Genomic DNA, 23,429 nt, shown 5'->3' on the forward strand with positions numbered 1-23,429 from the left:
TAATGACGTTCCGAACCGACTGCTTTCTCAAACGACGTCTGGCAAGCGGTCGAGGAACTTGTCCAAGGTGATGGGGTAATCGTGCACACGTACCCCCGTCGCGTTATAGACCGCGTTAGCGACTGCGGCGGCGACGCCACTGATGCCGAGCTCCCCTACCCCCTTGGCTTTCAGCGGTGACCCGGCCGGATCGACCTCATCGAGGAAGATGACTTCCTGGTGCGGAATATCGGCGTGAACCGGGACTTCGTAGCCGGCGAGATCGTGGTTGACGAAGAAGCCGGCGCGCTTGTCGACGACGAGTTCCTCCATCAATGCCGCGCCGACACCCATGGTCATACCCCCAATCACCTGGCTGCGCGCCGCCTTGGGGTTCAGGATGCGGCCTGCCGCGCAAACGGCGAGCATGCGTCGCACCCGGATCTCTCCAGTGGCTGCATCGACCCCGACTTCAACAAAATGCGCGCCGAAGGTCTGTACCGCATAACGCTTGGTGAGATCGCCGAATTCCATGACATCCTCGGCCTCCAGGTCATGCCATCGCGATGCATGTGTCAGCGGCACAGTACGGCTCCCGGCGCGCACCATGCCATCGGCGAATTCGGCGCTTGCCGGATCCATGTCGAGTTGCCGCGCCACGGCTTCACGCAGCTTCACGCAGGCGGCATACACGCCGGCCGTCGAGGAAGCCGCCCCCCATTGCCCGCCCGAACCGGCGGACTCGGGAAAGCGAGAGTCGCCGAGTTTCACGGTCACCTTGTCCACGCCGATGCCCATCATCTCGGCCGCGGTCTGGGCGATGATGGTATAGGACCCGGTGCCGATATCGGTCATGTCAGTCTCGACGGTCACGATGCCGCGATTGTCGAGACGAACACGGGCAGCAGACTTCATCACGGGCGCGCCGCGGATCGCCGCGGCCATCCCCATCCCGACCAGCCAGCGACCGTCTCGCCGGCTGCCGGGACGTACCGGGCGTTCGCTCCAGCCAAAACGCTTTGCCCCCGTCTGCAGGCATTCGACCAACTGGCGCTTCGAGAACGGGCGCTTGGGATCCTCGGGATCGACCTGGGTGTCGTTGAGCACACGGAACGCGACCGGATCCATGGCGAGCTTCTCAGCCATCTCGTCCATGGCAATCTCGAGCGCCATCATTCCCGGCGCTTCGCCGGGCGCGCGCATCGCACTCCCTTCTGCGAGGTCAAGGTGTGCCAGCCGCAGGCGCGTCATCCGGTTCGGAGCGGCATACAACAGGCGCGTTGCTGCGGTGGCTGCCTCTGGCCTGCCGCCGGCGATATTCCCCGACCAGCTCTCGTGCCCGATTGCCGTGATCCTGCCATTGCTGTCGGCCCCGATACGAATCCGCTGGATCGTGGCCGGGCGATGTGTCACGTTGTTGAACATGAGCGCGCGCTGCAGGGCCACCTTGACCGGCCGCCCCACCTTGCGCGCCGCCACGGCTGCCAGGACCGCATCGGACAGGATCGTGCCTTTGCCGCCGAATCCGCCGCCGATATAGGGCGAAACGATCCGGACATTCTCCTTGGCGATGCCGAGTGTCTTTGCAATGTCCCGCACACCCCAGTTGACCTGCTGGATGGCAGTCCAGAGCGTGAGCTTGCCGCCGTCCCATGCCGCAATCGTCGCGTGCGGCTCCATCATCGCGTGCGACTGGTCCGGGGTTGTGAAGCTCGCATCGAGCGTCACGGCTGCTTTGGCATAGCCGCCTTCGAAATCGCCGACCGTGGTTTCGGGCGGCGGTGCGAACGGGGCTACCTTCGAGAGCGGCGCGCTTTCCTTCGCTGCCGCCAGATCGAAGGCACCTTCGGTCCGGGCATAGCGCACCCGCACCAGTTGTGCGGCGGCGCGGGCCTGCTCGAAGGTCTGCGCCACGACGATCGCCGCCGCCTGGTGGTAATGATCGACCTCCGGTCCGGCGAGCGCGCGTGCCGCATAGAACTCGCCCTTGTCGAGCTTGCCCGCACTCCCGGCGGTGATCACGGCGAGCACGCCCGGGGCCCGGCTGGCAGCCCGTGTATCGATCGCCTCGATTCGCCCTTTGGCGATCGCGGCACCGACGATGTATCCATATACCGCACCCGGCGCGGCGGCGTTCTGCTCATAGGCGTAGGTTGCGGTCCCGGTTGTCTTGAGCGGTCCCTCGACGCGGTCGGTCGGTCGGCCGACAACCTTGAGCTGGTCGATCGGATTGGTGGTAGCGGGGGTGTCGAATCTCATGACTTCATACTCCGTGCTTGCGCGAGCACCGCACCGAGCGTGCGCTCGACCAGCGTCAGCTTGAATGCGTTCTCGTGCGTCGTCCTGGCGCCCCTGAGCAGGCGCGCGGTCACAGCTTTGGCGCCTTGTGGCATCTCGCGTTCGGCCTCCTCGACCCGCCACGGCATGTGGGCCACGCCCCCCAGGGCGACGCGTCCGCTGCCGTCCGGCTGCACGATGGCGCCGACCGAAACCAGTGCGAAGGCATAGGAAGCACGGTCGCGCACCTTGTGATAGATGTGCGTACCGCCGATTGGCGCCGGCAAGGTCACTGCGGTGATCAGTTCGCCACGCTGCAGGGTGGCCTCCCGCTGGGGTGTATCGCCTGGCAGGCGGTAAAAATCGGCAATCGCGATCCTGCGCCTTGCGCCATCGGCCTTCACCGTCTCGACGGTGGCATCAAGGGCCCGCATCGCCACTGCCATGTCGCTCGGATGCGTCGCAATGCACGCGTCGCTGGTGCCGATGACCGCATGCAGGCGGCTGAAGCCGCCTATCGCGCCGCAACCACTGCCGGGCTGGCGCTTGTTGCACGGCTGGTTCGTGTCATAGAAGTAGGTGCAGCGGGTCCGCTGCAGCAGGTTGCCCACCGTCGTCGCCTTGTTGCGCAGTTGACCGGACGCGCCGGCAAGCAAGGCGCGCGACAGCAGGCTGTAATCGCGGCGCACCTGCTGGTCCGCCGCAAGATCGGTATTGCGCACCAGTGCGCCGATGCGCAATCCGCCCTCCGGAGTCTGCTCGATCTTGTCCAGGCCGAGGCCGTTCACGTCCACCAGGTGGGCTGGCGTCTCGATCTCGAGTTTCATCAGGTCGAGCAGGTTCGTGCCACCGGCAATGAATTTTGCGTCGGGGTTGCGCTCGATCGCTGCTGCGGCATGCGCCGGGGACTGGGCGCGTTCATAGGTAAAGGCTTTCATGGCATGCCTTTCATGCCGCTCTTGCCAGCTACTTCAGTGATCGCATCGATGATGTTCGAATAGGCACCACAACGGCAGATGTTCCCGCTCATGCGTTCGCGGAGCTCGCTGGCACTCAGCATCGGCCGGGCCGCAAGATTCTCGCTGACGTGGCTTGGGATGCCCGCCTCGATCTCGTCGAGTACTGCCACCGCCGAACAGATTTGTCCTGGTGTGCAATAGCCGCACTGGTAGCCATCGTGCTTGACGAAGGCCGCCTGCATGGCATGCATGCGCTCGGGCGTGCCCAGGCCTTCGATCGTGGTAATGCTGTCGCTCTCGTGCATGATGGCCAGCGTCAGGCAGGCATTGATGCGGCGTCCATTCACGAGGACAGTGCACGCACCGCATTGGCCCTGGTCGCATCCCTTTTTCGTGCCTGTGAAGTGCAGGTGCTCGCGCAGTGCGTCGAGCAGGGTCGTGCGTGTGTCGATGTGAAGCTCATGGGATTGGCCATTCACCTTGAGCCGGAGCTTTGCCATAGCGCCCTGCCCGGCAACAGGTGCTTGTGCGGCGGCGCCGACTGGCATAACGCTGGCGGCCGCTGCGGCCGATCCGGCCAGCAGGAATTCCCGCCGCGACAATTCGAGACTATCTGGACTATTCATGCATGCATCTCCAATCAATAACTGTTGCTGAGGTGAGCTGTGCGAAAGCGCTGTCAGCACTTTGTGCTCTTCGGCGGAACCACCCCGAGGCCGATTCGGCGCTGCGCCGGCTAGTGGCTGGGAGGAGTGACGGTCCCTTCGACGATAATCACGCGAGAAGTAGCCGACTTATGGCGCAGGGGCATGATCTTCCGGTAGGCGGGGGAGTCGTACCAGGCCTGCGCCTGCGCCTTGCTATCGAACTCGATAACCACCATGCCCCCCTTTGGGCCATCACCTTCGAGCGTATTGATTTTTCCGCCACGCACGATGTACCGTCCGCCAAACGGCAGGAAGGTCGATTCGACCTGTGCGCTGTAAGGTTTGATACCTTCGCGGTCGGTCACGACAAACTCCGAGATGTAGAACGCCCGTGGCCTGGCTGCGGGCGCCTCCTGTGCGTGGAGACCAGCCGTGGCAAACATGCCCATCATGATTGCCGGGAGCCAGCGCCGCATGCCGGGTTTGATCTTCATGTGCTTTCCTTTGACAAGATTGAGTTCCGCTTTCGACAATCTTGCGGCCAGCACGGTTGAAGCGGTATCCTTGTTCTGTCGAATACTTGCCCGATTCTCTGAGCGCGTCATAATTCCATTTGCATTCGTCACATCCCGTCTTATCCTGATGCCGGAGATTGAGACCGATACCGTGCACCAAACTTCCCATACCGCTTTGCCCTTTTCTCTGTCCGCGCCTGATCGCCGTGAAGAATTGCGCATGCAACTGGTCAGCCGCGTGGGCGCCTTGATTGGCACTGCGGCGAGCCTGCAGACGTCGATTCCCGGAGTGACGCTGTATCGCTATTGCGCGCCGACGCTTCCTGATGCGGCGACCTATGAACCAAGCGTGGCCATGGTTCTGCAGGGGAGAAAGCGCGTTACCTTAGGCCAGACGAGTTTCGACTACGACCCCTCCCACTTCCTCTTGACGTCATTGGATCTGCCCGTGACAAGCCAGGTTGTCGAGGCCAGCCGGGAAGATCCTTACCTGTGCATGCGGCTGAAGCTGGACATTGCGATGGTTCACGAACTGCTTGGTCGTGAAACGAACCGGGCGGTGCTGATCCACACTAGCAAACCGGCGATGACCACCGCAGAGACGACTGCCGAATTCCTCGATGCGTTCTGCCGCCTTCTGGATCTTCAACACGCCCCGCAAGACATGGAATTCATGAGTGGGCTGATCAAGCGGGAAATCGTCTATCGCATCCTGCATAGCGCAGCCGGACAACGTCTTCGTTCGATCGCGACGGTCGGCGAGAACAGCCAGCGGGCAGCCAAGGCTGTCGAGTGGATCAGGGACAACTACACAAAGCCACTGCGCGTGGAAATGCTGGCCGGCCTCGCATGCATGGGCGTCTCGACACTTCACCACCATTTCCGTGCCCTGACGTCCATGAGCCCACTTCAGTATCAGAAACAGTTGCGCCTGCATGAGGCGCGGCGCCGCATGCTCATGGACGGCCTGGATGCCGCCCATGCAGCCTTCGAGGTCGGCTACGAAAGTGCCAGCCAGTTCAACCGCGAATACAGCAGGTTCTTTGGCCAGTCCCCGATGCGGGACGTTCGTGCACTGCGCATAGTGGGCGACAAGGCAGGCAGCTAGGGACACCGCAAGGGTGTTCTACCGTTCACAAGCAAATAGAGGAGTCAGGAATGACAAGCTGGAAAGACAAACCGATGGGATTACCAAAAACGCATGGCCACCCGTTTCCAAACCCGATCCGAAAATTCGTTGCGGTAGCAGCCACGACTTTTCTCCTTGGTGGTGTCAATGTCGCGCAGGCGCAAGGCCAGGAATTGATGGTACGGATCTCTGAAATAGAAGTCGATGCAAAGTACCTCGAGCAGTACAAGGCAATCCTTGAAGACGAAGCGGAAGCTTCGGTAAGACTGGAGCCCGGGGTGATCGCCATTTTCCCGATGTATCGACGAGAAAAGGATACGGAGTTCAGAATCCTTGAAATGTACGCGAGTCGCGAGGCATATGAGGCGCACCTCAAGACCCCTCACTTCCAGAAATATAAATCCGGGACGCTCCACATGGTCAAATCGTTGAAGCTGGTTGATATGCAGCCCCTGGACGCAGCGACCATGACGAGAATATTCAGGAAGTCGATAAATAATCAATAAGCTACTACAAGCATGCCAAGGCCATCAGGACTGAGCAGGATTCTCATAGCGAAGCGCGTCTATTACAAGCTTGAATGCCGGGGATGTATGTTTGCGGCTTGGATAATAGAGGTGGTAACCGGGTGTTGCTGGGCACCACTCCGCGAGGACCTGCACCAGGCTCCCGTCCTTCAAGTACCCACTGACTAAATCCTCAGGCACATACGCCAGAGCATATCCTCCAAGGGCCGCAGCCAGCATCTGCGGGGTCGTGTTGACGATCACTTGTCCCTGAACCTGAATCTCCAGTTCCTTGCCATCGCGGGCGAATTCCCAGGCATACAAGCCGCCATGGGTTGCCAAACGCAGGTTGGCACAGTTGTGCGAGACCAGATCCTGCGGCACGAGTGGTCCGGAACGCTGCGCTAAATACGCAGGCGCGCCAACCACTATATGGCGAAAATCGGGTCCGATACGCATCGCGATCATATCTTTCGCAACCCGGTCGCCAAGCCGTACGCCAGCATCGTAACGTTCGATGACGATATCGATCATTGCATAGCTGATCGCTATTTCGATGTTGAGATCAGGATACGCCGGCAACAGTGGTGACAGCTTTGGCCACAGGATCGTGCTCGCTGCATGATCATGTGCACTGATCCGGATTGTGCCTCCCGGTTTCCCGCGTCCCTCGGAAAGAGTCTTCAGCCCCGCAGCGATGCCTTCGTAGTGTGGCAGTAGATCTTCGTAGAGCTTCTCTCCCGCCTCGGTAGGTGAAACGCCGCGCGTGGAACGCGTCAGCAAGCGGACGCCCAACTTCTCTTCCAAGCTGCGGATAGTATGGCTGAGCGCAGATTGCGACACGCCGACTCGAGCCGCCGCGCGCGTAAAACTGCGTTCTCGCGCCACGACAACGAACGCTGCAAGATTGTTGAGATCGATGCGATCCATTAATGAGCCCTGTTCATATCGGTTAGCGAAGATTACCAGCTTCCCTCATCACTGGCGAATGGCTAAAGTTGATCATGGAACGCGGTTTCGGCCCCTGCCTTACTCGCAGACACGGGACTGACGCCGGCAAGGACACACGTGGATCGACGAATTTTGTAGCCAGAAAAGGCAAGTATTCACGCCGACTTCTTGCCGGCCAAGAACAGGAAAATTTATGCCAACAGAAAATCCAGAAACGAACCGGGGCCGCGAGTGGCCCCGGCGTACCTATGCGGCTGCGCTGGTAGCGATTGGCCTAAGCCTCTTGGCCGGCGGGACGATGCTGGCAAGTGCAGGGGGCTCGTTGTACTATCTGGCCGCCGGCGCGGCAATATCGCTTGGCGGCTTGCTCGCATGGCGCCGCGATCCACGCGCCGCCCGGGTGTACGGTGTGTTTCTGTTGGCCACGCTTACCTGGTCAATCTACGAGGTCGGATTCGACCCATGGGGTTTGATCGTCCGGCTCGGTGCGCTGTCCGTCATCGGTACGCCAGTCCTTTTCCTGCGCGAACCGAAGAATGCATTGCGCACTTCGGCTTCAAGCCGCCTCCGCCTTCGGCATTTCGCTTTCGCGCTTCCAGCAGCAGTATTGAGTGGCGCAGCGATTCATGCCATGGGCCCGGCGCAACCGGTCGATCCTTTATGGGCACGTGGCGAGGCACCGCCGGTAGCGGCACGTTCCGAAGTCCCGGCCAACGCGGACCGCAAGGATTGGCCTCATTATGGCAATGACGCCGGGGGCTCGCGTTTCAGTCCGCTGGCCCAGATCACGCGTGCCAATGTCGACAAGCTGGAAGTGGCGTGGGAAGCCGATGTCGGTCCCGCATCACCCGGCCCACGCGCCAGCTTGCAGGTTACGCCCATCAATATCGGCGATGCTCTTTTCGTCTGCAACGGCCACAACATGGTCCTTTCGCTCGATGCAGAGACGGGCAAGGAGCGCTGGCGCTACGACATGAACACGGGCGTCGCGCCATCGGGCAAGCCTTGCCGTGGTGTTGCATACTTCCGTGTTCCGAACGCGACCGGCATGTGCGCCGAACGTATCATCGCAACGAACCAGACACCCGAGCTGTTCGCACTCGATGCAGAAACCGGTCGCCCCTGTCCCGGCTTCGGCGAGAACGGCCGCGTACAGCTGCTGGAAGGTATGGGCGACGTTCCGACCGGCTACCATTACGTCAGCTCGGCGCCGCAGATCGTTCGTGGAAATGCTGTCTTCGGCGGCGCCATCATGGATGGGCAGTACTGGGGCGAGCCGTCCGGCGTCATTCGCGCGTATGACCTGGTCACCGGCCGCCTGGCGTGGGCGTTCGACGCAGGCCGGCCGGACCGCCGTGGGGCCCCTGCTCCTGGCGAAACCTACACACGCTCGACGCCGAACAGCTGGGCACCCATCAGTGCCGACGAAGAGCTTGGGCTGGTGTATCTGCCGACCGGTAATGCGACGCCCGATTTCTATGGTGCCCAACGGCGCTCGTTCGACGACGACCTGGCCAGCTCGGTGATCGCACTGGACGCGGAGACGGGCAAGCTGCGCTGGCGTTTCCAGACCGTGCATCACGACATTTGGGACTACGACGTCCCGTCCCAGCCAACGTTGGTCAACCTGCCCACGCCGGATGGTGTGCGGCGCGCGTTGATTCAGCCAACGAAGCGCGGGGAAATTTTCGTACTGGATCGCCTGACAGGCAAGCCGATAAAGACTGTCAGCGAACTCCCGGTGCCACAAGGCGGAATAGCGCCGGGCGAACGACTGTCGCCCACCCAGCCCTTCTCGACCGCGATGCCGTCGTTCCGTGGCGCCATGCTGCGCGAGTCGAACATGTGGGGGCTGACACCTGTGGACCAGATGATGTGCCGCATCATGTTCAAGCAGGCGCGCTACGAGGGAACACTGACGCCGCCGACGCCCGGGCGCTCCATCATCCTGGACCCGGGATATGGCGGTGGGATCAACTGGGGCAGTGTATCGGTCGATATCGACCAGAACGTCATGATCGTCAACTGGATGCGGATGCCGACCCGTATCGAACTGATGCCGCGCGCCGAGGCAACCGCGAGGGGTTTCCGCCGTTTCGATGGTAGTACCGGTCAAGGTACCCCACAGGCGCCAATGGAAAACACGCCGTATGCCGCGACCGTCAAGCCATTCGTGTCACCGCTGAGCATCCCATGCGTGAATCCGCCATGGGGGCTCATCACTGCCGTGAACCTGAAAACGGGCCAGGCCATCTGGAGCAAGCCATTGGGAACCGGCCGGGACAGTGGCCCATTCGGGATACGCTCCCGTTTGCCTGTCACGATGGGCGTACCCGGCAGTGGCGGTTCGGTGACGACGCGGGGGGGGGATCGTTTTTACCGGCTTTGCCGTCGACAGCATGTTCCGCGCCTTCGATACCGCAACGGGGGAACTGCTCTGGCAAGCAGATCTGCCCGGGTCGGGCATGGCGACGCCGATGTCCTATACGTCGCCGCGCAGCGGCCGGCAGTTCGTCGTGATCGCCGCCGGCGGCAGACCTGGCATGAGCGCAAGGCTCAGCACGAAAATCGTCGCCTATGCGCTCCCGAGGTAGCGCAAATTCCCTATTTGCCCTTCCGCCGCCCGAACACCCAGGCATAGACGAGCACATTGAAAACGATGACCGTACCGGCCAGTGCATACTGCGTATCCCGCGTCAGTCCTTCAGGATAGATCACCGACAGCAGCCAATGCTCGATGAAGCCGCCTTCATAGCGCGCCATGCCGGCCCGCGCGCGCAAGGCATTCTCCAGCGGCGTCAGCGGGCAGCCAGTACCTGTTGCCTCGACCGCGAAGCCCCATGCAGCGGCCGGGAGGTGGATGGCGATAGCCCAGCGGCGCCACGTGGCCAGCAGGCCGCCGAACAGCACGAAGACGATGAAGCCGAGGTGAACGACCAGTACCGCCGTGGCTGCGAACCCGTAGAACATGGCGCGATGCCGCTGCCGTCAGCGCTTTCCGGCCTGCCGCAGGATCCACCGCTGCTGCGTCGTGCCGTGGGCGGCGGACGTCAGGTGCACCTGTTCCGGCTCGATCACGATCTCGCGCGGCGCAGGAATCACGTTATAGACGGCGAACGTGGAAGTAGGCGGCGTGACGGTGTCGTTGTAGCCGGCGTAGAACAGCACCGGGGCGCGCAGCCGTTTCGCGAAATTCACGGTGTCGTAGTAGCCCGTGGTCTTCACTTTCGGCGCCAGGGGCTGGTCCTTCGCGTTGCCGGCATCGTCTTTCCGGAACAACCCCGGCCAGCCGCCTGCCCGGCCAGCCAGGTAGCCGGTGACATCCGCGTACGCGGGATATGAGGCGACCGTGGCCGTGACGCGCCGGTCCAGCGCGGCGGTCACGATGGCCAGCTGGCCGCCCTGGCTGCCCCCTTGCGTGACGAGCGTTGCACCGTCCCACTTCGGGTGCTGCGCGAGGTAATCGAGCCCGCGCAGCGCGCCCAGGTACACGCGGCGATAGTAATACGTGTCGCGGTCGTCCAGGTTGTAGCGGTTGTAGCTCTCCAGCGCGCCGTAGCGCAGCTGTTCATACAGTTCGTCCGGCAGGTTGACGGGGATGCCGTGGATGCCGATCTGCAGGGTGATCGCACCCTGTTCGGCCAGGTCGACGGCGCCCTTGTAGCCGCGCACGCCGGCGCCCGGCACGTGCAGCACGGCCGGATACCTGCCCTCGGCGCGCGGTACGGCCAGCACGCCATAGATCCGGGTTGGCCGGCCGCCCTGGCCCACGTTCTGGTAGTGGAGGTACGAGACTTCGACGGTCGCGGTCGACAGGTCCGGGGCGGGGGCCAGCGTCCACTGCGGATCGACCTTGGCCAGCTGTTCCTTCTGCGCGGCCCAGAAGGCGTCGAAGTCGGCTGGCTCGGCCTGCACGGGGCGGATGTCCAGCGGGCTGAATGCCGCGGTGGCGCTGGCTTTCACCTGCTTGCCGTCGACCGTCGCTTCGACGATCGCCCGCACGAAGCCAGGCTGCGCCTGGGCAGGCACAGGCAACGACACACCTTCCTTCGGCACCAGGATCGTGCGCTCCGGTCCTTCCAGCATGTCCGGGCCCAGGCGGTAGCGAACCGGGATGCCTTCTGCGGGGTACGGCTGCACGTCCAGGCGGATACGCACAGTGGCGCGGTCGCCGGTCTTGTAGGTCCAGTCGGGGCGGTCCAGCGTGACAGCCAGGGGGCTTGCGGCGGGTGCCGCGTTCAGCAGGCGGACTTCGGACGACGCCGCGGCGACGGTGACGGGAACGTGGCATGCCGCGACCAGTGCGGCGATGGCGAGCAGGCGGAAGGAATGACGGGTCATGGATCACCTTGGGGAATCGGAACGGTGATCGTAGAAGCGGAGTCCTGCAGCGTCAATCCCGGGCCCTGAAATAGTCAGGCCGCTGCGCATGGGGCGGCTCGATCAGGATCGTTGGCTTAAAAAAAACCGGTGTCTGACACCATTTCTGGGTGAATCTTCCAGAAATGGTGTCAGACACCGGTGTTCGGCGGCCGCGTGTTACAGCTGCGGCCATCAGTGAGAAGGGAGACCTGAACCCGTCAGCCCGCAGCCACCCGCTTCGCGATGTGCGCGAGCGCTTCTTCGACCTGGTCGATCAGCACGAGGCACAGGTCGCCCTCGCCCAGCCGGTCCAGCGCCGTGTCGATCGCGACGAACTCGCCGTTGATCTCGTCGACATTGCGGGTGCGCGGGGCGCCGTTCAGGCCCTGGCGCAGCAGCGCGATCACTTCGCCGCTGGCGCGGCCGCGCTGGCACTGGTCTTCATACAGCACCACATCGTCGAACGCCCTGCCGAGGATTTCCGTCTGCTGGCTGATGTCCTCGTCGCGCCGGTCGCCGGCACCGGAGATCACCACGGAGCGGCGTTTCGCCGGCATCGATTCGACCGCCTGCACGAGGGCGAGCATCGCATCGGGGTTGTGGCCATAGTCGGCGATCACGGTGGCGCCGCGGAAGTCGAATACGTTGAAACGGCCCGGTGCATTGTGGCTGTCGGTCGTGAAGGTCTTCAGGCCCAGGCGGATCGATTGCCAGTCGATCCCGGCGCCCCATGCCGCCGCCACGGCCGCCATGGTGTTCTCGACCTGGAAGCCGATGGTGCCGTTGCGGGTCAGCGGGACGTCGGCAAGCGCGATGCGCTGCACGGACTTGCCTTCCACGGCCACCAGGTCGCCCTTGTCGACATACACGGTGCGGCGGCCCTGGGCCACGTGCGTGGCCACGACCGGATGGTAGCGGTCGGCGCCGAAGAAGATGACCTTGCCCTTCGATGCGCCGGCCATGGCCGCCACGATCGGATCCGTGGCGTTCAGCACCGCCCAGCCGTTTTCATCGACGTTCTGCACGATCACGCGCTTGAGGACCGCGAGATCCTCGACCGTGGTGATGTAGTTCAGGCCCAGGTGGTCGCCGGCGCCGATATTGGTGACGACGGCCACCTTGCAGCGGTCGAACGCGAGGCCCTCGCGCAGGATGCCGCCACGCGCCGTTTCAAAGACGGCGGCATCCACGTCCGGATGCTGCAGCACGTTGCGCGCGCTGCGCGGACCGGAACAATCGCCGCTGTCGATCTGGCGGCCGTTGACGTACACGCCATCGGTGTTGGTCATGCCCACGCGCAGGCCGGACGAAGCGATCAGGTGCGCGATCAGGCGCACGGTCGTGGTCTTGCCGTTCGTGCCGGTCACGGCGACGACGGGAATGCGGCCATCTTCGCCCTCGGCGAACATCGTGCCGACGATGGCCTCGCCGATGGGCCGGCCCTTGCCGTACGACGGCGACAGGTGCATGCGCAGGCCCGGCGCGGCATTGACTTCGACCACGCCACCGTTCTGTTCCTCGATCGGGCGCAGCACGGAATCGACGACGACGTCGACGCCGCAGATATCGAGGCCGATCATCTGCGCCGCTTCCACGGCGCGGGCCGCCACCTCGGGGTGCACGTCGTCCGTCACGTCGGTGGCCGTGCCGCCGGTGGACAGGTTGGCGTTGTTGCGCAGGATGACGCGCTGGCCCTGTGCCGGTACCGAGTCGGCGTCGAGATCCTGCAGTTTCAGGCGTGCCAGCGCGATATCGTCGAAGCGGATCTTCGTCAGCGACGTCGAATGGCCGCTGCCGCGGCGCGGGTCGGCGTTGACGATGTCGACCAGTTCGCGCACCGAGTGCACGCCATCGCCCACGACGTGCGGCGGGTCGCGCCGCGCCGCGGCGATAAGCTTGTTGCCGATGACGAGCAGGCGGTAATCGTGGCCGGGCAGGAAACGCTCGACCATGATGTCGTCGCGGAATTCGCGCGCCGTATTGAATGCCGCGCGGGTCTGTTCCTCGGTGGTGATGTTGACGGTGACGCCCTTGCCTTGGTTGCCATCCTTCGGCTTGATCACCACGGGCAGGCCAATCAGCTGGGCCACCTGCCATGCTTCGTCGGCGCTGTCGACCGTGCGGCCTACCGGCACGGGCACGCCGGCGGCATCGAGCAGTTTCTTCGTCAGCTCCTTGTCCTGCGCAATGTTCTCGGCGATCGCGCTGGTGGTATCGATCTCGGCGGCCTGGATACGGCGCTGCTTGCTGCCCCAGCCGAAGGCCACCATGGAGCCCGACGTCATGCGGCGGTAAGGGATCTTGCGTGCCACGGCGGCGTAGACGATCGCCCCGGTGCTCGGGCCCAGGCGCACGTCCTCGTCGAGGTCGCGCAGCGCCGTCAGCGCGGCGTTCAGGTCGAACGGCGTGTCCTGCAAGGCGGCGTTGACCAGTTTTTCGGCCAGTTCCACGGCCAGCCTGCCGACTTCTTCCTCGGTGTACTCGACCACCATCTGGAAAATGCCTTGCTCGACCGTGGCCGTGGTCCGGCTGAACGTGACGGGGCACCCGGCTTCAGCCTGCAGTGCGAGCGCCGTCAGTTCCAGCACGTGCGCCAGCGGCACTGCGTCGGCATGCCCATGCGGCTGGAACTGGCCGATGCCGGGAAAGCGCGCGCGCAGTTTCACTTCGAAGCCGGGCAGCCTGTCGACCGCCAGCTCTTCCGGCGTGCACGAAACGATGGCTTCGATCGCGGTATGGTGGCTCCAGAGGTTCGGGCCGCGCAGCGCGCGGGTGCGGATCACTTCCATGTACTGATTCCTGTGTGGTGTTCTTCTTAGCGGGCACGCTTACGCGGCGGCCCGGTTCTTCCATTCGAACGTGCGCAGCGCCGCGGCGATCAGGTCCGGCGACAGGCCGAGGGCCCAGCCGGTGCCGATTGCGGCCAGCACGGCTTCGCGGCATTCGTCCGCGTCGTTCGGCAGGCAGCTGGCCGGCAGTTCCGCCACTTCGTCCGCGCCGATCGCCATTACGAACGAGCCGCCGCGGCCGAATACCACATGGCCGCCCTCGTTACGGTGCGCAACAAGCGCCGGCGCATCCTCATGCACGGCGTAGAACAGCACGCCGCCATCGCACAGCCGGGCCATGTCGGCAACCTGCTCGTCCCCGGCGTTCAGCACGGCCATGCCATCGGGAAGCACCACGTCGACCTGCGTGCGCAGCACGCGGAACATCTGCTCGGGATCGCTGATATAGAACTCGCCCAGCCTGTCGTGACCGCGCGTGTCGGTGACGACGCCGACCGTGCAGCGGTCATAGGCCAGGCCTTCGCCGAGGACCATGCGGTTGCCGTTGGCGAATACCGCAGATTCCACGTTCTTGTTCAGCAGCAGGCGCTGGCCGGATTCCCACTCGCTCAGCGGGCCGCGCGCGATCTTGCGCCCGTTCAGGTAGACGCCTTCCTCGCATGCCACGCCCACGTAGCGGCCGGAGACCTGCAATTGCCATGCCGTGAGCCGTGCGATCAGCGCCGTGTGGCACGTGCCGGCCACGCCGATGATCGGGATACGCCCCGTTTCGCCCGGGGCGAACATTTCGTCGACGATCGCCGCCCCCACGGGCCGCGGCGTGCCGCCCGGCGCCGGCTTCAGGTGGGCCAGCAGGCCCGGGCTGGCGTTGACTTCGATGATCGCGCCGCCTTGCTCTTCGAGGGGGCGGGAAATATCCTGCGCCACCAGGTCGATGCCGGCAATGTCCAGGCCCACGGCGCGCGCCGCCAGCGCCGCCATCTCGGCGACGGCTGGATGCACGAGGTCGGTCACGTCGTTGGCGACGTTGCCGTTGATGGCGATGAGCACCTTGCGGCCCGCGTCCGGCACCGAGTCATGCGCGAGACCCTGGCCCTGCAGGACCAGCTGCACTTCCGGCGACGTTTCCGGTTCCACCGGATTCAGCGGATGTTCCTCGTTCGGCCCGCGGCGCGGGTCGGAATTGATCTGCGCGTCGACCAGCTGCGTGATCGTCGACTGGCCGTCGGCCGTGATCCACACGGACTCGCCGCGCGAGGCGGCCACGACCTTGCGGCCGACGACGAGCAGCCGGTGTTCGTCGCCGAGCACGTAACGTTCGACGATCACCGACGAGCTGTCGCCCCGTTCAAGGGCGATTTGGAAGGCCTTGCGGACATCGGCCTCGTTGGTGAGGTTCAGCGTCACGCCGCGGCCATGGTTGGCGTCGGACGGCTTGACCACCACGGGCAAGCCGATGTCCTGCGCCTCTTCCCAGGCTTCGTCTTCGTTGTCGACCAGCGCGCCCTCGGGCACGGGAACGCCGCACGAAGCCAGGATGCTCTTGGTCATGTCCTTGTCGCTGGCGATGCCTTCGGCGATCGCGCTGGTATTGTCCGTTTCCGCCGTCCAGATGCGGCGCTGGCGGGCGCCATGGCCCAGCTGGACCAGGTTGCCGTCGGTCAGGCGGATGTGCGGCACGCCGCGGTCGGTCGCGGCATCGACGATGCTGTTCGTCGACGGACCGAGGCACAGGCGCTCGACCATATCGGTCAGCCGGTCGACCGTGGCCTGCAGGTCGTAGGGACGGTCTTCGATACAGGCCATCAGCAGGTCGCGGCCGGCGGCCAGCGCGGCGCGGCCGACGTTTTCCTGGCGGGTGCGGAAGGCCATCTTGTAGATGCCGCTGCCCTCGGCTGTCTGGCGCGTCTGGCCGAAGCCCGTGCGCATGCCGGCAAGGTTCTGCAGTTCCAGCACGACGTGTTCGAGGATGTGGCCGGCGTAGGTGCCGTCGCGCAGGCGTTCAAAGAAACCGCCATGTTCGCCGACGCCGCAACGGTGCTCGACCATGCCGGGCAACATCGTGGTCAATCTTTCGTACAAACCAGGGATTGTATTGGAAGGGAAGTTCTCAAGCTCGCCGATATCGAGCCAGGCTTCGATGACTGGGCGGTAGGTCCAGATGTTCGGGCCGCGCAGGTAAGTTACACGGAGAACGTCGATATCTTTCTTTTTTGTCATGTTTTTGCTCTAGTACCTCTTACGGTATACTCAACCCCACTCGAATGCATCGCCACCCACCAGGGTGTTCACGATAAGCGGCTTCCTCTTCCGAATCGTTCCCGAAGAATACAATAAATAAAATCCGGGTCCACTCTTCCGTGCGCTAATCGTGTCAGCGCACTGTTAGCCTGAACCGTTACATCCTGATATTTTCCCATCTATTTTACTTTCTTGCCAAACGGCAAAGCCGCAGGCAGGAATTCACGGAGCAATCCAGACAATGACAAGAACCGATCTTCCCCGTGGGCTGGCCCGCATCGAACTACCGGAACACTGGCGTTCGGACACGCAACTGCAGCTTGCCTCTGGGGAAAACGTGCAAAGTGCCCTGGAGGTTGACCTCGATTACAAACTGCATTTCGCCAAGGGCATCGTCGTACTGACGGATCGCCGCATCCTGGCCCGTGCGCCGAACGAAGGCTGGCAAGCCTGGCCTTACCGGCAAGGCATGACGCTGAAGCTGCATGACCATGCCGGCGTGGGCCACCTCGAACTGTTCGACGAGCATGGCCGGCTGGCCGCGTGGCGCTTCACGCTGGGCCAGAACCTGCACGCCATCAAGCTTTCCGAGCAGTTTGCGCCGCTGCTCGACGCGGCGCTCACGGGCCAGCCCGTGGTGCGCGCCGAGGAACATGCCTGCCCCACGTGCAAGGCGCCGCTCGAGCCGGACCAGGACGAATGCCCGATCTGCACGAAAGTCGTGCACACGCCGCCCTCGACCTGGACCCTGTTCCGGCTGTGGCGGTTTGCGCACCCGTACCGCTGGCCCCTGGCAGGCGGTTTCACGCTGATGCTGCTGTCCACGGCCGCGCACATGATTCCGCCTTACATCAGCATGCCGCTGATGGACAATGTGCTGATTCCCTACCAGAACGGCCAGCCGGTCGACACCAGCCTCGTGACGATGTACATGTCCGCGCTGTTCGGCGCCGCGATCCTGGCCTGGCTGCTCGGCTGGGGCAAGACCTATGTGCTGGCGCTCGTGTCCGAACGCATCGGCGCGGACCTGCGCACGTCCACGTATGAACACCTGCTGCGGCTGTCGCTCGAATACTTCGGCGGCAAGCGCACCGGCGACCTGATGGCGCGGATCGGCAGCGAGAGCGATCGCATCTGCGTGTTCCTGTCCCTGCACCTGCTCGATTTCGCCTCCGACTGCCTGATGATCATCATGACGGGCGTGATCCTGTTCACGATCGACCCGTGGCTGGCCATGGTCACGCTGGTACCGCTGCCATTCATTGCATGGCTGATCCACCTGGTGCGCGACCGCCTGCGCACGGGCTTTGAAAAGATCGACCGCGTATGGGGCGAGGTGACGAACGTGCTGGCCGATACGATTCCCGGTATCCGCGTCGTCAAGGCCTTTGCGCAGGAGACGCGCGAAGCGCACCGTTTCCGCATCGCCAACAAGCACAACCTGGCCGTCAACGACAAGCTGAACAAGGTGTGGTCGCTGTTCTCGCCCACCGTGTCGTTCCTGACCGAGATCGGCCTGCTGGTCATCTACGTGTTCGGCATCTGGCAGGTCTCGCAGTCGCACGTGACCGTCGGCGTGCTGACGGCGTTCCTCACGTATTCGACGCGCTTCTACAGCCGCCTCGATTCGATGAGCCGTATCGTTTCCGTCACGCAGAAATCGGCGTCGGCGGCCAAGCGCATCTTCGACATCCTCGACCATGTGTCTTCCGTGCCGGAGCCGGCCAACCCCGTCAAGCTGCCCAGGGTGGAAGGCAATATCACGCTGCGCGAAGTCGGCTTCCGCTACGGTAACCGGGCCGTCAACCGCGGCGTGAACCTGGAGATCAAGGCGGGCGAGATGATCGGTCTGGTCGGCCATTCGGGCTCCGGCAAGTCGACGCTGGTGAACCTGATCTGCCGCTTCTACGACGTGGCCGAAGGCGCGATCCTGCTCGACGGGGTGGATATCCGCTCGCTGGCCGTCTCCGACTACCGCCGCAATATCGGCCTGGTGCTGCAGGAGCCCTTCCTGTTCTTCGGCACCATCGCCGAGAACATTGCCTACGGCAAGCCCGATGCGACGCGTGCCGAGATCATGGCCGCGGCCCGCGCGGCCCATGCGCACGACTTCATCCTGCGCCTGCCGCAAGGCTACGATTCGATGGTGGGCGAACGGGGCCAGGGCCTGTCGGGCGGCGAACGGCAGCGCATCTCGATCGCCCGCGCGCTGCTGATCGATCCGCGCATCCTGATCCTGGACGAGGCAACGGCATCGGTGGACTCCGAGACCGAGAAGGAAATCCAGAAAGCGCTGGACAACCTGGTGGCCGGCCGCACCACGATCGCCATCGCGCACCGCCTGTCGACGCTGCAGCGTGCGAACCGGCTGGTGGTGATGGACCGCGGCAAGGTGGTCGAGGAAGGCCCGCACGAAGAACTGATGGCGCAGGAAGGCGCCTATTACCGCCTGTATCAGGCGCAGGCCCGCAACGTCGATACGGACCTGGATGACAAGGGAGCAGAACGCGATGACGACAACTGACTTTACGCTCCGGCGCGACCCGTTCGGCCGCCTGACCCTGACCGATGCGAACGGCACGGTGCACGACAACGTGGCGCCTGTGCGCGCCTTTCCGATCCAGGCGCCGGACGAAGGCCTGGCACTGGTGAACACGGATGGCAAGGAAGTGATCTGGATCGACCGGGTCGAGGACCTGCCGGCGGAAACGGCCGCCCTGATCCGGGAGGAACTGTCGGGTCGGGAATTCATGCCGGAAATCCGGCGCATCATCGATGTGACAAGCTTTGCCACGCCGTGCACGTGGACGGTCGACACGGACCGGGGCGCCGCCGATTTCGTGCTGCGTGGCGAAGAGGACATCCGGCGCATTGGCGCCGAAGCCCTCCTCATCTCGGATACGCACGGCATCCAGTTCCTGGTGCGGAATCAGTACACGCTGGACAAGCACAGCAAGAAGATTCTCGACCGGTTCATGTAAGGTGCCCGACTGCACCTACCTCGTTACTTCAAGGCGCCTGATCGCGCCTTGCCTCGTTACTTCAGATAGGGCGCACAGGCGGACAGCTTCTTCGCCGCGCCATCGCACACGGCGCGGCGGCATTCGACCGCGCCTGACTGGCCGGGGCCCGGGCAGCGCTTGAACACGGCACCGTAACCCTCGGAGCGGGCCGGTCGCGCGGGCGCCTGCTGCATCGCCTGGACAGGCACGGCCGCGGTGGCGATTGCCGGGGAAGCCGGCGGCGCAGCAGACTCGTCGCCGGAACCGCCCGACGTTTCCACCGTTCCCATTTCCGCAGCCACCCATTCCGGCAGGTCGCGCAGCACTGCCGCCGGCACGGGCTGGCCGGGCAGGACCAGGGCGGGCAGGCGATCCGCGGACACCGCGGCGGGCGCCGCCACCACGTCGGGCGCACGATCGGATGGCACCGCAGTTGCGTCATTACCCGACACGGCGGGCAGCGACCTCGCGGCAAGCGAGCTCTCCACATTGGCCAGGGTGCGGTTCGTCTGCCATGCCTTGGCGGCCCAGACAGCTGCGCCAACGGTGGCGGCCAGCAGCAGCACCGCGCCTGTCCACGCGAGCTTGCGGGAGAGGGAAGATTGTGCGAAGCCCTCAGATCCTTTCGGCGGGATCGGCTGGTCGAATTCGCTTGGGGGCTGTCCGCCATCGTATCCGCCATCGTGGTGGCTGTCGCGGCCCGCTTCGCGGGGGGTATCGGGTCGGGTATCGGATTGCATCGCGCGAGGATACCTCAACTTCGACGAGTTGGCACGTGGTGGCTTGGTCATTGTGCGGCTGCGCACCGACCGCCCGGCAGTGCCGCGCTACCGTTCGGCATCATCGAGGAGATACCATGAGCGAAAACGTCAAGGTGGAACCGGCGAACATGCCTGCGGGTGGCTGGGGATCGGTCAAGGAAGTCACCAATATCCTGTTCCATGAGCACGTGCCGCTGAAGGACAGCCGCCTGCTGCTCAAGCAAAACAAGCCGGATGGCTACGCCTGCGTGAGCTGCGCATGGGCCAAGCCCGCCAACCCGCACCCTTTTGAATTCTGCGAGAGCGGTGCCAAGGCGACCGCGTGGGAAACCACCAGCAAGGCTATCGGCGCCGAGTTCTTCGACCGCCATACGGTCACGGAGCTGGAAAGCTGGAGCGACCATGCGCTCGAAGACCTGGGCCGGCTCACGGTACCGCTGCGCTGGGACGCCGCCAGCGACAAGTACCGGCCCATCGACTGGGACACGGCCTTTGCCGAGATCGGCACGGCCCTGCAAGCCTGCGATCGCGACGGCGTGGTTTTCTACTCGTCGGGCAGAGCCTCGCTGGAGACCTCGTACATGTACCAGCTGTTCGCACGCATGTATGGCAACAACAACTTGCCTGACAGCTCGAACATGTGCCACGAAAGCACCTCGGTCGGGTTGCAGAAGACAATCGGCGTGGCTGTCGGCACGGTCGGCCTGAACGATTTCGAACATACCGACTGCATCTTCTTCTTTGGCCAGAACGTGGGCGTGAACAGCCCGCGCATGCTGCACCAGCTGCAGGAAGCGCGCAAGCGCGGCGTGCAGATCATCACGTTCAACCCGCTGCGCGAACGCGGGCTCGTCAGTTTTACCAACCCGCAATCGCCGCTCGAGATGCTGACCGGGCAGGAAACGCCGATCAGCACCCAGTATCACCAGTTGAAGCCCGGTGGCGATACGGCCGCCCTGATGGGCCTGTGCAAGGCCGTGCTGGCACAGGACGACGAAGCCCGGGCCGGCGGCGCGCAGCGCGTGCTGGACATGCCGTTCCTGCAGGAGCACACACACGGCTTCGCGGCATTCGAGCAGGCCGTACGCGACTGTTCCTGGGCGTCGATCGAGGCCGAAGCGGGGCTGACCCGCGCCGCGATCGAGGCGGCGGCCGACGTGTACTGCAAATCGGCGGCCGTGATGGGCGTCTACGGCATGGGCCTGACCCAGCACCGCCATGGTGTGCAGAACGTGACGATGCTGGTGAACTTCCTGCTGATGCGCGGGAATATCGGCAAGCCTGGTGCCGGCATCTGCCCTGTGCGCGGGCATTCGAACGTGCAGGGCCAGCGCACGGTGGGCATCACGGAAAAGCCGGAGCTGGCGCCGCTCGACAAGCTGAAGGAACAATACGACTTCGAACCGCCCCGCAAGCCCGGCATGAACACGGTGGAAGCCTGCGAAGCGATCCTGGCCGGCAAGGTGCCCGCTTTCGTGGCACTCGGCGGCAATTTCATCCGCGCGGTGCCGGATACGGTGCGGATGGAGGCGGCCTGGCGCCAGTTGCCGCTGACGGTACAGGTCTCCACGAAACTCAACCGCAACCACGTTATCCACGGCAAGGCATCGTATGTGCTGCCCTGCCTGGGCCGTATCGAAATCGACCGCCAGCGCGGCATTCCACAGTCCGTGTCGGTGGAAGACAGCACCGCGTGCATGCACGGTTCGCGCGGAATGGCCGAGCCCGCCGCCACCACCCTGCTCTCCGAGCCTGCCATCGTGGCGGAGCTGGCGAAGGCGACGCTGGCGCCGAATCCCAAAGTGGATTGGGATGCGTGGGTTGCCGACTACAGCCGGGTCCGGAACGCGATCGAAACCACCTACCCTGCCATCTTCAAGGATTTCAACGAGCGCATGTGGACACCCGGCGGTTTTCGCAAGCCGCTCGGTGCCGCGGAGCGCGTGTGGGATACGCCCAGCAAGCGCGCCGAATTCACGGTGCCGCAAACGCTGCAGGTCGACGCGGATACCGACAGCCGCGACCCGGCCGCGCTGCGCCTGTTCACGGTGCGCAGCGATGGCCAGTTCAACACGACCATCTACAGCAACGAGGATCGTTTCCGCGGGATCAGCGGCAGCCGCATGGTGCTGTTCATGTCGCGCGCCGACATGGCGCGCCAGGGGTTCGCGGAAGGCGATGTGGTGGACCTGGCCACCGCCGTCAGCGACGACGCGCCACGCCAGGTGCGAGGACTGTGCGTGGTGGGGTACGACATTCCGGAGGGCAGCGTGGCGGGATACTACCCGGAGTGCAACCCGCTGGTCCCTCTCTGGCACCATGCGCTGGAAAGCAAGGTGCCGGCCGTGAAATCGGTCGACGTGCTGGTGCGCAAGGCGGCAGCGCATTGATGGGCGTCCACCCGACAATGCGTGACCGTTGAGGTTCCACAGAAAAGCCGCAGGTTTGCCAGGTTGACAAATGATGCGCGGGGTCTAGTCTGGAGTGTAGCGTGGCGTGACTATCAGATCGGGTCGGCGCTTAGTTTGAGCCTGGGTTGATCCTGGGTTGATCCCGAGCTGATCCTGAGCAGGTTCGGTCCCAAGCAGGTTCGGTCCCGAACGTGCCAGGTCGTCCTGTCCAGGCTTTCATCGTCCGACTTCCCCCTGACAACCTGGAGTGATCATGCTTGCACCTGTGATGACTGGATTCTTCACGCGACGGCTCGCAACAAGGGCCGGGCCACGGCGCTTGCCGCGCTGCTGGCCGGACCGGCGTTCGCCGAAACCCAATCCGTTTTCTACGGCAACCTGATGGGTAGTGCCGTCGTCGCGCAGCCGCTCGGGCCCGGCGACAACCTGTTCATCGACACCTTCGTCAGCAGCCAGGGGCTTCTGACCCAGAGCACAACCTTTACACTCAGCGACTATGCCGACTTCAACGGCCTCGCCGGCTGGATCATCGATACTGCCGATGGCCAGGGCCCGCGGCTGGTCGGCGTCAATATCGATATTCTCGACAATTCGTCGACCGTGGTCGCCAGCGATGATTTCGCCGGCGTATTGGGCGGTTTTGCGCACTCGAGCTTCCTGGGCAGCCTGGGCCCGGGCACCTACACACTGATCGCAACCGGCAACGCGGTGCGCGATGCTTCGCTCGACATATCGCTGTCGTTCACCCAACCGGTTCCGGAGCCGGCAACGTACGGGATGCTGATCGGCGGCCTGGGCGTGTTGGGCTTGCTGGCACGACGGCGGCCCTGAGGCGCCTGGCGGCCTCCGGCCGATGAGGCGTTCCGGCATGTGCAAGGTGCGGAACCTTGGCTGACGGCG

The 23,429-nt window shown here is 64.1% G+C and carries 17 protein-coding genes; 7 read left to right on the top strand and 10 right to left on the bottom strand.

Annotated elements, in window-relative coordinates:
* Nucleotides 1–27: 27 nt before the first annotated feature.
* The 4 genes from paoC to EWM63_RS29080 all read right to left on the bottom strand — a co-directional run bounded on the left by paoC (nucleotide 28) and on the right by EWM63_RS29080 (nucleotide 4,356).
* On the bottom strand, nucleotides 28–2,238 hold the full coding sequence (gene paoC / locus EWM63_RS29065; RefSeq protein WP_130189626.1) for an aldehyde oxidoreductase molybdenum-binding subunit PaoC: 2,211 nt from the start codon (nucleotides 2,236–2,238) through the stop codon (nucleotides 28–30).
* Entirely contained in the window at nucleotides 2,235–3,194 is a 960-nt protein-coding gene (locus tag EWM63_RS29070) for an FAD binding domain-containing protein (protein ID WP_130189627.1), read from the bottom strand. Before EWM63_RS29070 ends, paoC begins: the two co-directional genes overlap by 4 nt.
* Nucleotides 3,191–3,841 carry an aldehyde dehydrogenase iron-sulfur subunit PaoA gene (gene paoA / locus EWM63_RS29075; RefSeq protein ID WP_130189628.1) on the bottom strand — a complete coding sequence of 217 codons (651 nt, stop codon included), beginning with the start codon at nucleotides 3,839–3,841 and terminating at the stop codon, nucleotides 3,191–3,193. The genes EWM63_RS29070 and paoA overlap by 4 nt, the downstream gene beginning before the upstream one ends.
* Before the next feature lie 110 nt (nucleotides 3,842–3,951).
* Nucleotides 3,952–4,356, bottom strand: coding sequence for a DUF1330 domain-containing protein (locus EWM63_RS29080; RefSeq protein ID WP_207221186.1), 405 nt, complete (start codon nucleotides 4,354–4,356; stop codon nucleotides 3,952–3,954).
* Between EWM63_RS29080 and EWM63_RS29085 the strand changes: the two genes are divergently transcribed.
* Entirely contained in the window at nucleotides 4,337–5,485 is a 1,149-nt protein-coding gene (locus EWM63_RS29085) for an AraC family transcriptional regulator (RefSeq protein ID WP_165390986.1), read from the top strand. The two genes, EWM63_RS29080 and EWM63_RS29085, sit on opposite strands and share 20 nt — an antisense overlap.
* Nucleotides 5,486–5,535: 50 nt before the next feature.
* On the top strand, nucleotides 5,536–6,012 hold the full coding sequence (locus EWM63_RS29090) for a putative quinol monooxygenase (protein ID WP_229487568.1): 477 nt from the start codon (nucleotides 5,536–5,538) through the stop codon (nucleotides 6,010–6,012).
* 24 nt (nucleotides 6,013–6,036) lie between these two features.
* On the opposite strand, the gene EWM63_RS29095 is transcribed toward EWM63_RS29090, so the two are convergent.
* A complete protein-coding gene (locus EWM63_RS29095) occupies nucleotides 6,037–6,942 on the bottom strand; it encodes a LysR family transcriptional regulator (protein WP_130189630.1) in 906 nt (301 codons plus the stop codon).
* Nucleotides 6,943–7,156: 214 nt separating this feature from the next.
* Here EWM63_RS29095 and EWM63_RS33195 point away from each other — a divergent pair, with 214 nt between their 5' ends.
* Complete coding sequence (locus EWM63_RS33195; RefSeq protein WP_207221187.1) at nucleotides 7,157–9,604, top strand: outer membrane protein assembly factor BamB family protein; 2,448 nt, start codon at nucleotides 7,157–7,159, stop codon at nucleotides 9,602–9,604.
* Here EWM63_RS33195 and EWM63_RS29105 read toward each other — a convergent pair.
* From EWM63_RS29105 to EWM63_RS29120, 4 genes are all read right to left on the bottom strand, one after another.
* The gene (locus EWM63_RS29105) at nucleotides 9,568–9,933 is read right to left on the bottom strand and encodes a DUF2784 domain-containing protein (protein ID WP_130189631.1); all 366 of its coding nucleotides are present in this window, start codon (nucleotides 9,931–9,933) and stop codon (nucleotides 9,568–9,570) included. The genes EWM63_RS33195 and EWM63_RS29105 overlap by 37 nt on opposite strands.
* Before the next feature lie 18 nt (nucleotides 9,934–9,951).
* Nucleotides 9,952–11,304 (bottom strand): acetylxylan esterase, encoded by a 1,353-nt coding sequence (locus tag EWM63_RS29110; RefSeq protein WP_130189632.1) that lies wholly within the window; start codon nucleotides 11,302–11,304, stop codon nucleotides 9,952–9,954.
* A 239-nt stretch (nucleotides 11,305–11,543) separates the two neighbouring features.
* Nucleotides 11,544–14,114: a cyanophycin synthetase gene (cphA, locus tag EWM63_RS29115; RefSeq protein WP_130189633.1), complete on the bottom strand. Its 2,571-nt coding sequence runs from the start codon at nucleotides 14,112–14,114 to the stop codon at nucleotides 11,544–11,546.
* 39 nt (nucleotides 14,115–14,153) lie between these two features.
* Nucleotides 14,154–16,334, bottom strand: coding sequence for a cyanophycin synthetase (locus tag EWM63_RS29120; RefSeq protein ID WP_130189634.1), 2,181 nt, complete (start codon nucleotides 16,332–16,334; stop codon nucleotides 14,154–14,156).
* A 262-nt stretch (nucleotides 16,335–16,596) separates the two neighbouring features.
* On the opposite strand from EWM63_RS29120, the gene EWM63_RS29125 reads away from it, so the two are divergent.
* Together EWM63_RS29125 and EWM63_RS29130 are read left to right on the top strand one after the other, a co-directional pair.
* Complete coding sequence (locus tag EWM63_RS29125) at nucleotides 16,597–18,879, top strand: cyanophycin metabolism-associated ABC transporter (protein ID WP_130189635.1); 2,283 nt, start codon at nucleotides 16,597–16,599, stop codon at nucleotides 18,877–18,879.
* Nucleotides 18,866–19,336 carry a cyanophycin metabolism-associated DUF1854 family protein gene (locus tag EWM63_RS29130; protein WP_130189636.1) on the top strand — a complete coding sequence of 157 codons (471 nt, stop codon included), beginning with the start codon at nucleotides 18,866–18,868 and terminating at the stop codon, nucleotides 19,334–19,336. The genes EWM63_RS29125 and EWM63_RS29130 overlap by 14 nt, the downstream gene beginning before the upstream one ends.
* Nucleotides 19,337–19,392: 56 nt before the next feature.
* Here EWM63_RS29130 and EWM63_RS29135 read toward each other — a convergent pair whose 3' ends face one another.
* The gene (locus EWM63_RS29135) at nucleotides 19,393–20,097 is read right to left on the bottom strand and encodes a hypothetical protein (protein WP_130189637.1); all 705 of its coding nucleotides are present in this window, start codon (nucleotides 20,095–20,097) and stop codon (nucleotides 19,393–19,395) included.
* A 116-nt stretch (nucleotides 20,098–20,213) separates the two neighbouring features.
* Here EWM63_RS29135 and EWM63_RS29140 point away from each other — a divergent pair, with 116 nt between their 5' ends.
* Nucleotides 20,214–22,508 carry an FdhF/YdeP family oxidoreductase gene (locus EWM63_RS29140; protein ID WP_165390987.1) on the top strand — a complete coding sequence of 765 codons (2,295 nt, stop codon included), beginning with the start codon at nucleotides 20,214–20,216 and terminating at the stop codon, nucleotides 22,506–22,508.
* 351 nt (nucleotides 22,509–22,859) lie between these two features.
* Nucleotides 22,860–23,360, top strand: a complete 501-nt coding sequence (locus tag EWM63_RS32185) for an FxDxF family PEP-CTERM protein (protein ID WP_259772521.1) — start codon at nucleotides 22,860–22,862, stop codon at nucleotides 23,358–23,360.
* Nucleotides 23,361–23,429 lie beyond the last annotated feature (69 nt).

It is taken from the genome of Pseudoduganella lutea (assembly GCF_004209755.1).
GTDB lineage: Bacteria > Pseudomonadota > Gammaproteobacteria > Burkholderiales > Burkholderiaceae_D > Rugamonas > Rugamonas lutea.

Excerpts from the sequence above, each read along its gene's own strand:
- paoC (WP_130189626.1), bottom strand. The coding sequence starts at position 2,238 with ATGAGATTCGACACCCCCGCTACCACCAATCCGATCGACCAGCTCAAG.
- EWM63_RS29070 (WP_130189627.1), bottom strand. The coding sequence starts at position 3,194 with ATGAAAGCCTTTACCTATGAACGCGCCCAGTCCCCGGCGCATGCCGCA.
- paoA (WP_130189628.1), bottom strand. The coding sequence starts at position 3,841 with ATGAATAGTCCAGATAGTCTCGAATTGTCGCGGCGGGAATTCCTGCTG.
- EWM63_RS29085 (WP_165390986.1), top strand. The coding sequence starts at position 4,337 with ATGCCGGGTTTGATCTTCATGTGCTTTCCTTTGACAAGATTGAGTTCC.
- EWM63_RS29080 (WP_207221186.1), bottom strand. The coding sequence starts at position 4,356 with ATGAAGATCAAACCCGGCATGCGGCGCTGGCTCCCGGCAATCATGATG.
- EWM63_RS29090 (WP_229487568.1), top strand. The coding sequence starts at position 5,536 with ATGACAAGCTGGAAAGACAAACCGATGGGATTACCAAAAACGCATGGC.
- EWM63_RS29095 (WP_130189630.1), bottom strand. The coding sequence starts at position 6,942 with ATGGATCGCATCGATCTCAACAATCTTGCAGCGTTCGTTGTCGTGGCG.
- EWM63_RS33195 (WP_207221187.1), top strand. The coding sequence starts at position 7,157 with ATGCCAACAGAAAATCCAGAAACGAACCGGGGCCGCGAGTGGCCCCGG.
- EWM63_RS29105 (WP_130189631.1), bottom strand. The coding sequence starts at position 9,933 with ATGTTCTACGGGTTCGCAGCCACGGCGGTACTGGTCGTTCACCTCGGC.
- EWM63_RS29110 (WP_130189632.1), bottom strand. The coding sequence starts at position 11,304 with ATGACCCGTCATTCCTTCCGCCTGCTCGCCATCGCCGCACTGGTCGCG.
- cphA (WP_130189633.1), bottom strand. The coding sequence starts at position 14,114 with ATGGAAGTGATCCGCACCCGCGCGCTGCGCGGCCCGAACCTCTGGAGC.
- EWM63_RS29120 (WP_130189634.1), bottom strand. The coding sequence starts at position 16,334 with ATGACAAAAAAGAAAGATATCGACGTTCTCCGTGTAACTTACCTGCGC.
- EWM63_RS29125 (WP_130189635.1), top strand. The coding sequence starts at position 16,597 with ATGACAAGAACCGATCTTCCCCGTGGGCTGGCCCGCATCGAACTACCG.
- EWM63_RS29130 (WP_130189636.1), top strand. The coding sequence starts at position 18,866 with ATGACGACAACTGACTTTACGCTCCGGCGCGACCCGTTCGGCCGCCTG.
- EWM63_RS29135 (WP_130189637.1), bottom strand. The coding sequence starts at position 20,097 with ATGCAATCCGATACCCGACCCGATACCCCCCGCGAAGCGGGCCGCGAC.
- EWM63_RS29140 (WP_165390987.1), top strand. The coding sequence starts at position 20,214 with ATGAGCGAAAACGTCAAGGTGGAACCGGCGAACATGCCTGCGGGTGGC.